The sequence below is a fragment of the bacterium genome (assembly GCA_020444325.1).
Lineage (GTDB): Bacteria > Bacteroidota > Ignavibacteria > SZUA-365 > SZUA-365 > BM516.
In genome coordinates, this window is sequence record JAHLLD010000002.1 from 512,103 (window position 1) to 524,983 (window position 12,881).

The window sequence follows — 12,881 nt, forward strand, 5'->3', positions numbered from 1 at the left end:
TGAGCCCAGAGATATTCGAGGGAGAGGACTGAGGCCCGTGGTTGCTTCCGATGGCATTTTGTGGCAGATTTGGGGTACGTGTTGAATCCATATCGCTTTTGCCGTATCGCCTGCGGCAACTACTACCACTTCCATTCATGCCGATACAGGTTTTGTCATGCGCATGTCACCGCTGCATTCCGTTCTCCTCCTGCTGATATTCACCGCCACTGCCGCCGCGCAGCCGGTGCTCAATCTCAAACGTGCTGAAATGCAGTGGCCGGATCTCACGGTGCATTATGACATCCGCTGCGGGGGATTGCTGGATTTCTCGCACGGCAGCGGGAATCTCGCGCTGTTTGAGGACGGCATTCCGGTGGCGCTTTCCTCGATGTACTGTCCCGATACCACCGTGCACTGCCCGCCGTCGGTGACCTTGGTCCTCGATGCGAGTGCGGACATGGTGGGGAAATGGCATGCGGGTGTGGTGAAGGCGGGAAATGCCTTCGTGGATAAAATGGATGGAGCGGTGGATGAAGCGGCGATCATGTATTTCAATTCCGCGGTATCGCTGCAGCAGGGAATGACCACGCAGAAGGCGCCGCTGCGCTCTGCGCTGCTCGCGCTCTTCCCGGTCGGCGACCGCCTGCTTTTCGACGGCGCGTATTCGGGTATCACGCATACGGCCAGCGCCGGTGTCAATGGCTGCCGCGCTGTCGTGCTGGCGGCGGTGGGTCAGGATATGCAAAGCTCATACACGGAAGCGGATGTGATTGCACATGCGCGCGCCAGCGATGTGCACGTGATTACGGTGGGAATGAGTTCGGCGGTGGACGCCGCGTCGCTGCAGCGTATTGCGGATTCCACCGGCGGGGCGTATTTCCCCGTACTCGACACGCTCAATATTTCGAAGGCGTTCCGCGAGGTGTTCGAGTTCATCTCCGATGAATTCCGCGAATGCCGCATGACGTACACGTCCGACTGTCCCGACGGAGCCGAACACGAGCTGCGGGTGGATGTTAGTGGGGTGTGCAGCGGAACGGATTCGAAAACGCTGAAATTCAACAAGCCGCAGCTGCCCACGCAGACACAGATTATTGATCTCTTCCCGGGGGTGTCGGAAGGATTCGAGGGACAACAGTTGACCGTGCATGTTACCTATCTGATGCTGCAGCCCGGGGTGCTGCATCCATCGGATATCATTATTTCCTTCCCGGAACATGTGCTGCAGCTGATGTCGGTTTCCATTCCGTCGCTCTCGCCCCTCAATGGCACGGGTGTCGATATCATTCCCTATGCCGGCAACTACCTCATCGGGACGCGGCAGGCGGTGCAGACGGGGCTGGGCGGACCGTTTTTCAATCTCGAGTTTTATGTGAAGGAGCGGGCGGATTCGATCAGCATCACCATCGATCCGATCAGGTCTGTCATGCGCAAGGGCTGCGTACGCCCGGTCTTCCATCAGGGTACGGTCAATATCGCCGTGCCGCCGGACCCGGAAATCGAAGCCCTCGGCGCCACGTCCTTCTGTCCGGGCGACTCGGTCATCCTTCGCACAGTCGAGGAATATGACTCCTATGTGTGGACAACAGGCGACACCACGCGCAGTATCGTGGCCAGCGACAGCGGGAATTATGCCGTCACGGTCATGGATCATGCGGGAAGGACGGCACTCTCATCGCTCTTCCACGTGGAGGTGTATCCCGGTGCGGATCCGGAGTTGAGCAATGAAGGATTGTTCTCGCTCTGTGCGGGCCGCTCACTGAATGTGACAACCAAGCAGCCGTATGTCAGTTACAACTGGTCCACCGGCGACACCACATCCTCGATTACCGTGACGGATGCGGGGATGTACACTGTCGAGGTGGTGGATGCGAACGGCTGCACGGGCATTTCGGATACGCTGTATGTCGTCCTCGATGACCCGGTCGTGACGATTCAACCTGCCGATACAGCGCTGCTGTGCTCGGGCGGAAGTACGACACTCACCGCGGCTGCGGGATTCGCACAGTACCGCTGGTCCAACGGCAGAACCGGACAGCAGCTCGAAGTCACGCAGCCCGGCATGTATTCGGTCATGGTCACCAATGCCGCGGGCTGTACCGCGCAATCCGACACTGTGATCGTTGTCACGGCACAGAGTCCCGTGGCCGACATTACCGCGGTAGGACCCCTGACCATCTGTCCAGGGGACACGCTCTGGTTGGATGGCGGGGCGGATTTTGCCGCGTATGAATGGTCGACCGGAGCCGATACGCGCCGCATCGCGGTGACGGATACCGGCAGCTACTGGCTGCGCGTCACCGGCGACAATGGCTGCCTTTCCCTGCCCGACGTCATCAATATCGGCTACACCCGGCGCCCTTCCATCAATCCCTCGGGCACCTATGCCTTCTGCTACGGCGAGGATCTGACAATCGAGGCACCGGCGGGATATGTGCAGTACATGTGGAGTACCGGGGAAACGACACAGAACATCACCGTCGATACCAGCGGCGTGTTCTGGGTGGATGTGCTGGATGCCGGAGGCTGCCTGCTGCGCAGCGACAGCACCGAACTCTATTTCCGTCCCGAAGTGCAGCCGGATGTGATCGTTCACGGCGATTTGCGTTTCTGCGAGGGAGACAGTGTGCGTCTCGAAGTGCCCGCCGGTTTCACCAGCTATCGCTGGAATACGGGCGAGACGCATCGCATTCTCGTCGTGCGGGATGCAGGGACGTACAATGTTGAGGTGTTCACGCAGGATGGCTGCCAGGGATTCTCCGAGGACGTCGTCGTCACCGTGCTTCCGCTTCCGGACAAGCCCGTGATCACGCGCTTGAATAATCTGCTCAGCTGCTCGCTGGCGGAATCGTATCAGTGGTACTACAATGGAATCGCGGTGAAGGACGGCACGGAACGCAATCTCGGCGTCGCGACGTCGGGCGTGTATACCGTGGTTGTCACCAATGCCAATGGCTGCAGCAGGGAATCGGATCCAATCGATGTGCAGCTCAGCACCGGTGTCGAGTCGCTGCCCGATGGCTTTGCCGTTGCTGCCTGGCCCGATCCGAATAAGGGATTGCTGCAGGTGCGCGTCGACATGCCTGCTCCCTCGGCACTGCGCATCACGGTTGTGAACCTGCTGGGACAGCAGGTCGCGCATTTCGCAAGCGACCGCGCACAGCCCGGAAGCGTGCAGCATGTGGATTTGTCTTCCGTACCGGCCGGGATGTACCTCCTGCGCGTGCAGGCAGGAACGCACATGATGACGCGACGGATTATCCGGCGCTAAGGTCTCATCCCGTGCAAGGTCTGATCCGGCGCTAAGGTCTCATCCCGCGCTGATGCACAAATCAGCGTTGATGGAGGTTGGGAACCTGCGTTGCGGCAGGGTCAGACGTGATATGCGTCGTGCCGCGGAGGTTTGACGAAGAGAATGGATTTCAGGGAAAGCAGTTTCAGCAGCGTGGACACCGCGAAGTCGAGATAGGACTGCTGCTGAAGGAAATCACGGATGATGATGTGCTTGGCGTGCACGAGCGCATCTTCCTGCAGTTCAGCAACACGATTGTTGACGCCATGCCAGGTCGAGTTCAGCTGCGATCCGTAGGTGGCATAAATCTGCTGCTTGATAAGGTTCTTGATGCGGGAATTGAGCGCGAGGGCGTCCCTGCCGTGTCCGTTATCCGACAGATCGATGGCCTTGATTTCAAAGGTGCGGTAGTCGCCGCGTGAATGCGTGTAAATGGCCATCTCCCGGATGTACAGTTCGCTGTAGCATATCCATTTCGCCGCGCCGTAGGCATCCTCTCCCAGGTCGGCGTCTTCAATAGCATAATGCATTTTCTCGAGGTAGGGGTGGATTTCCAGCCTGTCATGGGTGTACATGTCTTCCATGGCGCGCAGCAGGTTTTCCTTGCCCGGATAGCGGTCTTTCTGGCGAAGGACGTCGCGGATTTCCGAGAGGATGAGGTCGTAGAAGTTGGTGACGAGTTTGATATGCGTGTGCAGTTCGGGAGAGGTGAAGCGGGAGAGAAAAGATTGATAGTCGTTGACGGTGTACAGGTTCTCATGGTCGTCACGCACGACATCGAGCAGATCCTCGAGCGCATCATGCATGAAGCCGATGGCGGCGTACATTTTTTCGCCCGGCTCATCCATACCGATTTTCTCGACCACGGCGCCCACGCGGTTCAGGTGTGCTGCCGAGGTGAGGCCGCATTTCCGCACGAGATGATGGTCGAGGAACATGCGAAGGACTTCCCGGACTTCGCCGGCGTATTTCCCGTATTGCGGCTCGAAGTCTTCGATGCCCGGAAGCTCACTGAATAGGATTTTCGACTGTATGGCCTGGAAGTCCGCCGACTGTTCAACGTGACTGCGCGCGTCAGAGATTTCATACGAGGCATGCGGCTGATGTGCGCGGGGCACGCCGAGGTCATCACCGTGCTCTTCAAGGAAACGTGAGAAAATGCCATGCAGCACCGGTGCCTGGTGAATGCCGTAGAGCTCGGTGAGAAGGTTATACTCGGGCTCCTGCTTGTGCAGAAGTGTTTCGAGCAGCCGGGTTGCGGCTGCATAGCGCCTGTCCTGCTGCAGCTGTTTGATCGAACTGGTGTAACGCATGGGCTTCACTCCTCGTCCCTTTGTGGGGACGGCAGATGGTTACGTTGTCACGTCCTGTGGAGGACCGTTTCCGGGTTTCATACTCGTGGGATCGTCGAAGCTGACCGGGGGCTGGATGCCGCCCTGCCATTGCTCGCGCAACAGTGCTTCGGCCTCGCTGCGTCCGAACGTGATGGCGTCGTTGATCGCCTTCACCTCTGGCTTTTCGGGCACGGGATCCGTGGTGTAATGCACGGGCTGCGGCATGCTCGACATGTGCAGTGTCTGTGTCGGGAAGGCAAACTCCACGCCCAGTCGCTTCGCAAGGCGCACAATGTCCAGCAGCAGGCGATGCCGCTCACGCAATTCCGTCGCCCAGTCGGGCGTCTCATGGAACACATACAGCAGGATGTTCAGCGAGAAATCGGCGAACTCGTTGAAGTATGCCATGTAGAAATCTTTCCGCGTGTAGGGATGCTGACGGATGATCTCGCGGATGCCTTCGCAGAAAGCTTCGATTTTCTCTGGTGGCGTGTCGTACTGCACACCGAGCGTGGCGGAGAGCCTGCGATAGCGGCGCCTGCCCATGTTGTCGACGGCTGCACTGACGAGCCGCGAGTTGGGCATGGTGATCTGGGAATTGTAAAAGGTGCGGATGCGTGAGGACCGGAAACCGACCTCTTCGACCGTGCCGTCCACATCACCGATCCTTATCCAGTCTCCAATTTCAAAAGGTTTGTCGAACATCACGGTGAGTGAACCGAAGAGATTCTCCACCGTGTCCTTCGCTGCCAGAGCGAAGGCAACACCACCAATACCGAGTCCCGCAAGCAGACTGGTAATGTCGATGTTCAGGTTGTCGGCAATGAACAGCAGACCGAAGGCGATGACGATGATTTTCAGCGCGCGGCGTATCATCGGCACCAGCAGGTCATCGAATTTCGATTCCGTCCTCGCTGCCAGTACCTCGAAGTAGCTTGCGGCCAGGTCAACCATGCGGTATGCGGCCCACACACCGCTCGCGGCGATGACGAACTGCGTGGCGAAGTACAGCACGGTCTCCGCCTGCAGCGCCAGGTCCAGACTCGGCAGGAGGAGGGACCACAGCAGCGCCATGCAGAAAATGCCCAGGGGTTTGATCAGCTGCGTGTTGAGTTTGAACTCGGTCCGCGCCTTGCTCTGCTGCACGAAGCGGATGATCCATTTGCTGAGGAATGAAATCACGATGCGCTCGACCAGGATGCCAAGCAGGATGATGATGACCAGTGCGATCCACTGCCAGTTCTCGAAGTACACGGCTTTCTGCAGCAGCGACTCCGGCATACGCAGCCGCAGCCAGTCCGCCAGGTTATCCGGCCGCACCGTCTGTTCGACGCCTTCCACAACATCGTGGTCACGGACGAGATCCAGCAGGGCGGGAAGCGACGCCACGGTCTTCCGCGAAAACAGCCAGAGGCTGTCCTCATCCCGCGCCAGCGCGATTTCCGTGTTTGCCGCCGGTTTGCGCCAGACATACACAGGTCCATCGAAATGCTCCGGCAGCTCGTCAACGTCCACCAGCTCGAAGCGGTCGAGGAAGTTCTTCAAATCCCGTGCAATCCTGACACCCTGTTCTTCACGCAGTGAAACAGGAACGTCCGACAGATCCAGCGTGCGCACGGCGTTGCGCAATGCGTGTTCCTTCACCGACTCGGTGGTGTCACTGCTGTAGACGACCATGTTGACGAGAAAGGTGCGGAACGACTCACGTGGGGAAGTGAGATCGGGTTCCTGCGCGCGTCCCGCCTGCGGCAGGAGGAGAAGGAAGAGCAGTATGGCAATCACGGGGACGGAACGTCCGGGATGGAAATGGCGGATACGGGGGATGTGGATACGGGAAAGGACGCTTCCGGCGAAACGTAGCATGGAAAAATCACATTTGTACGACATCTTGGACCGCGGCTCACGGTCTGGGGAATATACGGGATTACGTCCAGCAATGACAGATGCGGGCGTTTTCGGAGCTGCGAATTTCGCTTATGCCGCTGCTGACCTGGCTTCGTCGGAGGCTTCACGCGTGAGGTCACGGGGACCGAGTACGACGCCGGCTTTTTCGAGGAAGGCGTTGGGAGGAATGCCACCCGCGAATACCCACACGAAATCATTCTTCAGTTCGCGCTGCTCGCCGTCTATTTCGATGAGCACGCTGTCTTCACGGATTTCGATGGGATTGGAACTGTAGAGCACATCGAGCATGCGTGCGTCGATGCATTCCTGCACGCGCTGCGCGTTGCGCTCCTTTATACGCGAGAACTCCGGCTTGCGGTAGGAAATTGTGACGTGATTTCCCTTCTGATGTGCGAGTCCCATCGCTGCCTCCACGGCCGAATCGCCACCGCCCACGACAAGGATGTGCTTGTTGGTGTAAGCATCCGCTTCGATGAGACTGTACATGACTTTCGGCAGTTCCTCGCCCGGTACGCCCAACTTGCGGGGCGTACCACGGCGACCGAGAGCGAGCACCACATGCCGCGCCCGATAGCTGCCATCGGCTGTCTGTACGGTGAACACGCCGTCATCTCCCCGTGTGATTGTTTCCACTTTTTCCTTTTCGCGCACGGCGAGACCGGATTTCTCGAACACGGAGTTCCAGAATTCCAGAAGGCTTTCCTTGCTGATTTCAAGCGACTTGAATTTCCCGTGCATCGGAAATTCCACCGGTGACGTCATCACGAGCTTCTGCCGCGGATACTTGGCGACCGTGCCTCCCAGCACATCCTGTTCCAGCGTCACATACTGCAGGTTTTTCTCAATGCAGCGCAGCGAAGCGCTGATGCCGCCCGGACCCGCACCGACAATGCAGACATCCTGCACATCCTCGGGCGTCTCACTGTCGGCACAGCGCTGCGCGATAATATCGACCACGTCGCGTCCCTGGTTGACCGCATTCTTGATCAGGGCGAGTCCGCCCAGCTCCCCGACAATGAACATGCCGGGAACGTTGGTTTCGTACTCCCCGGTGAGCTGTGGCATGTCAGCGCTGATGCCAGGATTGGCCATCACGATCTCGATGGCGCCGACGGGACACGCCTCCGCACAGAGACTGTGTCCGATGCACTTGTGTCCATTGATGATCGCGGCCTTCCCGGCAATGATGCCAAGCACGTCCCCTTCAGGACAGGCGTCGGCACAGGTGCCGCAGCCGATGCATTTCGAAATGTCGATGTGAGGATGCTGTGCCTGGGGTCCCCCTGAATGCAGCTTCCCGCGCTCCGCCGCCTCACGCGCATCACGCTCACGCCGGCGCACCCGCCGCATGTAGGGGATGGTGGTCACGAAAACAAGGACAACGAAAATCAGAAATATCAGAAAACCTTCCATGGAGCAATGCCGTAACTTGTGGTGGCTTTTACATACCGGGGCGTGTGTGGATCGATTCCGTAAAAAATACGCGTGTAGCGGGCACAGGGCAAGTCTGAACGAGTGTTGCGGGAATTACGCTAAATCCTTTACATTATGGCGAATACACTGCTTCACGCATAGAAGCGCGTGATGGAGTAATCCGCGTCATCTCCACCCAGCTCCCCATTGCCGTATGTCGCCAGCTGTACATCGACTTTACGTATGGACCCTTGTTGTTCTCGGTGTAGGAACCGCGTTGATCGTGGGATATGAGGGCTTCCGTTACTATTCAACGACTCCGGAAGAGCGGGGGAATATCCTCGCTGATTACGAAGCGCGCATATCCGACATTGATGTCGAACTTGAGCTGATGGGGGAAGGACTCGGCAGCATGGACATGACCGAAGAGAAACTGCGCGAACGGCAGGAGGAACTGCGCCAGGAGTCCGCCTACTGGGCGAACTGGGGTGCGACGGGGCTTTTCGGACATGGACTCGGTATCGTCGGTTCTCTGATGATGATCTCCGGTGTCGCGATTTACTCGACGCGCAAACGCGTCAAGCGTTTCCGCTTCGCAGGGAAAATCAAGCATTTCCTCGAATTCCACATCTTCCTCTGCCTGCTTGGTCCCACACTCGTCGTGTTTCATTCCACCTTCAAGTTCGGGGGAATCGTCTCGGTCAGTCTCTGGAGCATGATCTTCGTCGCACTCAGCGGTATTTTCGGACGCTACATCTATACACAGATTCCGAAGACCACTGATGGCGATGCGCTGTCGCTCGATGAACTGGCGCGGGAAAACGAAGTGCAGACCATGCGGCTGCGCACCCGTTTCCACCTTTCACCCGCGGCGATCATGGCGATTGACAATGTGAGTACGCTCGGCAGTGTTTCGCCTGAGACGCCGGTGTTCAGAACCATCGTCAGCCTGCTGCGCGACGACCTGATGCGCAGGGGACGACTGCGCAGCATGCGGTCGGCACTGCTCGCCGAGGAAATTCCTTCAGAGCAGATCGACGCCGTGCTGCTGGCGGCAAAAAACAAGGCGCTGCTGGTGCGGAAAATCGCCTTTTTTGACACGGCACGCGCCCTGTTCCAGTACTGGCATGTCATCCACCTGCCATTTTCCATCATCATGTTCCTGATCCTTATCGTCCACATCGTGTTAACTGTCTCCCTCGGCTATACCTGGATTTTCTGAACTCGTCTGCTTTTCCGGCCACCACCGCGTCTTCAACCACAGCGGAGTGCGATGCACCGTTTCTACCTTATTTGTGTCGTTTTCTTTTTCCCCCTGCTGCAGACGCATGCACAGCTTGCGTCGCCGGGGAAGCTTTCCAACGCGCACAGCAAGCTCGAGGGAGTGAACAACTGTGCCAAATGCCACAATTTCGGGGAGAAGAGTTTCCGCGAGAACTGTCTCGACTGCCATAAGGAAATCGCTGTTCGCGTCAGGGAGAAGCGGGGGTATCATTTCTATACGCGCAAGCTCGAGTGCTCGAAATGCCACAAGGAGCATCATGGACGAAAGTTCGAACTGGTGCGGTGGAATCCGGAAAAATTCGATCACCGGCAGACGGGGTTCCTGCTGGAAGGAAAGCATGACGGACTCGATTGCAGGAAATGTCATCGCCCGGAAAACATTCATGCGAAGGACATTCGCAGTAAGGGAAAGAGCATCATGCGCAGCACCTATCTCGGACTGTCGACGGACTGTGCGAACTGCCATGAAGACGAGCACAGGGGACAACTCAAGAACTGCGAGAGCTGTCATTCACAGAAGGACTGGAAGGATGTGTCCTTTTCGCATGCGCGGGCGCGCTTTGCGCTTGAGGGACGCCATTCCTCAGTTGCATGCGGGAAATGCCATCCGGAAAAGGATGACGGAAAGTCGCGCAACGGCGATACCAAATACCTGCAGTTCCGCGGCATCGCATTCGGCAACTGCACTGCCTGCCATGAAGATCATCATAAGGGCGCGTACGGGAAGGACTGCACGCAGTGCCATAGTCCCGCCGGCTGGAAGCAGCTGCGCATTGCCGAAGGCAGTTTCGATCACAGCAAAACGGATTTTCCCCTCGAAGGACGACACGCCGCGGTGCAATGCATGCAGTGTCACACGGGTGGGGATTTCGGGAAATTCGCCGGTGCGGATCTTTCCCACTGCAATGTCTGCCATGAAGACTATCACCTCGGACAGTTCGCAGGGAGGGAGGATGCCCGGGACTGCAGCGGGTGTCATACCGTGGCAGGTTTTTCCCCGGCGCTGTTTCCAGCCGAAAAACACGCGAAAACGCGCTTCCCGCTGCGCGGTGCGCATGAGGCCATTCCCTGCATCCGCTGTCATGTGGAAACAACAATTGACGGGAAGGCAACGCTGCGCTTCCACTGGGAGGCGCTTCGCTGCCAGGATTGCCATAAGGATCCGCATGATGGACAGTTTGCGCAGCGCGTTTCATCGGAGGGATGTGAATCCTGCCACGACACCGAAAGCTGGTTCGTGATGGAGTTTGATCACTCGTCCACGAAGTTTCCGCTGCGCGGCAAGCACCGCGACCTGCTCTGTGAGAAATGTCATGTCCGCGAAAGCGATGGCGGGAGCGCTGCGCGCCGTTTCCGTTTCACCGATATGAGCTGCGCCGCCTGTCACGAAGATCGGCATGCGGGACAGTTTGCCGACGAGCAGGGGAAGGTCGACTGCAGCCGCTGTCACCAGGAATACGGGTGGTCGAAGCTGTTGTTCGATCATGCCACCATGTCGCGCTTCCCGCTGACGGGACGCCATCAATCACTGCAATGCGATCGCTGCCACAAGACCGAGACCACCGGCGGCGTTGCCATGATACGTTATCGCCCGATGGAGCACAGCTGCAGCAGCTGCCATCCCATGAGAGAAGAAAAGTAAAGCCGCCCGGAGCAGTTATGAAAAATGCCATACACGTTATTATCCTTCTCGTCCTGTTGATTCCGGGCAGACTCGTCGCCCAGCAGGAATTGAAGGCGCATCGCACCTTCGGACTCGATTGCATGCAGTGTCACACGACGGCGGACTGGAAGACGCTCAAGAAGGATATCGAATTCGATCACAGGCTCACCGGTTATACGTTGCGCGGGAATCATGCATCGGCTTCCTGCGCCGGCTGTCACGCCGAAACGGCGTTCAGCCAGCTGAAAACCGACTGTGTCGCCTGTCATGAAGATCAGCACCGGGGTGAGTTCGGAGAACGCTGCAGCGATTGTCACACTCCTTCGGGCTGGCGCTCTCCGAACGAAGATGTGTCACGGCATCAACTGACGCGTTTTCCGCTGCTCGGGGCGCATGCGCTGGCGGACTGTCAGCAGTGTCACGTCAACCAGGAAGAACGGGAGTACGTCAACACGCCGACTGAGTGCTATGCCTGTCACCAGCAGGATTACGAGCAGGCGAAGGAGCCGGATCATATCGCGGGAGATTTCAGCAGGGACTGTGCCCAGTGCCATGACATGGGGGATGGCGGCTGGAAGGGGGCGTTCGAACATCCAGTCATCCCGTTCATGCAGACTGCCGCGCATGTCAATCTCGAATGCAGCGACTGCCATGTGTCTGGTTATGCCGGCACGCCGCGCGATTGTTTCGGATGTCATGAAGCCGATTACCGCGCCGTGCAGCAACCGAATCATGTGGCAGGGGGATATGACAGGGACTGTACCGTCTGCCATGAGCCTGTGCACTGGAGTCCCGCCACCTTCGATCACAATCTCACCGCTTTTCCTCTGCAGGGAGCCCACGCTGCGACGCCCTGTACATCCTGTCATGAAAGCGGTTTTGGGAAACTGCCTACGGACTGCTGGTCCTGTCACGAGCAGGATTACCGGGCAGTGGCTTTCCCGAACCACGTCGACGGACAGTTTTCGCAGGATTGCATGGTGTGCCATAATGTGAATGCATGGAGCCCGGCCGACTTCGATCATTCCCTCACCAATTTCCGTCTCACCGGGGCGCATGTGCGCACCGCCTGTCAGTCCTGTCATGTCGGGGGACAGTACAGCGGACTCCCGCTTGACTGCCAGGGATGTCATGATGAGGATTACAATCGTACGTCACAGCCGGATCACGCGCTGGTCGGTTTCGATCGCCAGTGCGAAGAGTGCCACAATACAGAAGCCTGGCAGCCAATTGAACGCATGCCCATTTCCATCGACCACGACAAAACGCGCTTCCCGCTGCTCGGTGCCCATCGCACGACAGACTGTGTCGAATGTCATGCCGGGCTCGTTTTCGCCGGCACGCCGGTCGAATGCTTCGCCTGTCATGAAAAGGATTTCAACGATGCGAAGAATCCTGACCATGTCGCAGGCAGTTTCGACAGGGAATGCACGACATGTCATAACATGGATGCCTGGAAACCCGCGGATTTCGATCATGCGCGTACGGCCTTTCCGCTCGAAGGTGCGCATGCGGCCGAGCCCTGCGTATCCTGTCACGTCAACGGTGATTACAACATAACCTACGTCGACTGCTGGCAGTGTCATGAGACGGATTACAACGCGAGCACACAGCCGAATCACGTGAGCGCGCAGTTCGCGCATGAGTGTACGACATGTCACAACACTACGGCCTGGGTGCCGTCGACCTTCGATCATGCGCAGACGAACTTCCCGCTCACCGGGGCACACGCATCGCAGGCCTGTGAATCCTGTCACATCGGCGGCGATTACAACATCACCTACACCGACTGCTGGCAGTGTCATGAGACGGATTACAATGCAACCACGCAGCCGAATCACGTGAGCGCACAGTTTGCGCATGAGTGTACGACCTGCCACTCGACCACGTCCTGGGTGCCGTCCACCTTCGACCATGCGCAGACGAATTTCCCGCTCACCGGTGCGCATGCGACGCAGGCCTGTGAATCCTGTCACATCGGCGGCGATTACAACATCACCTACACCGA

At 58.1% G+C, this 12,881-nt stretch carries 7 protein-coding genes; 4 read left to right on the forward strand and 3 right to left on the reverse strand.

Going from position 1 to position 12,881, the window contains the following annotated elements; genetic code table 11:
• The first annotated feature begins 157 nt into the window (after positions 1-157).
• A complete protein-coding gene (locus KQI65_04750) occupies positions 158-3,253 on the forward strand; it encodes a T9SS type A sorting domain-containing protein (GenBank protein ID MCB2204036.1) in 3,096 nt (1,031 codons plus the stop codon).
• A 101-nt stretch (positions 3,254-3,354) separates the two neighbouring features.
• Here KQI65_04750 and KQI65_04755 read toward each other — a convergent pair whose 3' ends face one another.
• The 3 genes from KQI65_04755 to KQI65_04765 form a co-directional block, all read right to left on the reverse strand.
• Positions 3,355-4,587, reverse strand: coding sequence for a hypothetical protein (locus KQI65_04755; protein MCB2204037.1), 1,233 nt, complete (start codon positions 4,585-4,587; stop codon positions 3,355-3,357).
• A 39-nt stretch (positions 4,588-4,626) separates the two neighbouring features.
• Positions 4,627-6,471 carry a mechanosensitive ion channel family protein gene (locus KQI65_04760; GenBank protein ID MCB2204038.1) on the reverse strand — a complete coding sequence of 615 codons (1,845 nt, stop codon included), beginning with the start codon at positions 6,469-6,471 and terminating at the stop codon, positions 4,627-4,629.
• A 111-nt stretch (positions 6,472-6,582) separates the two neighbouring features.
• Positions 6,583-7,926, reverse strand: coding sequence for an NAD(P)-binding domain-containing protein (locus tag KQI65_04765; protein ID MCB2204039.1), 1,344 nt, complete (start codon positions 7,924-7,926; stop codon positions 6,583-6,585).
• A gap of 214 nt (positions 7,927-8,140) precedes the next feature.
• Between KQI65_04765 and KQI65_04770 the strand changes: the two genes are divergently transcribed.
• The 3 genes from KQI65_04770 to KQI65_04780 form a co-directional block, all read left to right on the forward strand.
• Positions 8,141-9,148 carry a hypothetical protein gene (locus KQI65_04770; protein MCB2204040.1) on the forward strand — a complete coding sequence of 336 codons (1,008 nt, stop codon included), beginning with the start codon at positions 8,141-8,143 and terminating at the stop codon, positions 9,146-9,148.
• Between the two features lie 51 nt (positions 9,149-9,199).
• Positions 9,200-10,852 carry a cytochrome c3 family protein gene (locus KQI65_04775; protein ID MCB2204041.1) on the forward strand — a complete coding sequence of 551 codons (1,653 nt, stop codon included), beginning with the start codon at positions 9,200-9,202 and terminating at the stop codon, positions 10,850-10,852.
• A 17-nt stretch (positions 10,853-10,869) separates the two neighbouring features.
• The coding region (locus tag KQI65_04780) for a hypothetical protein (protein MCB2204042.1) at positions 10,870-12,881 on the forward strand (2,012 nt) is incomplete at its 3' end.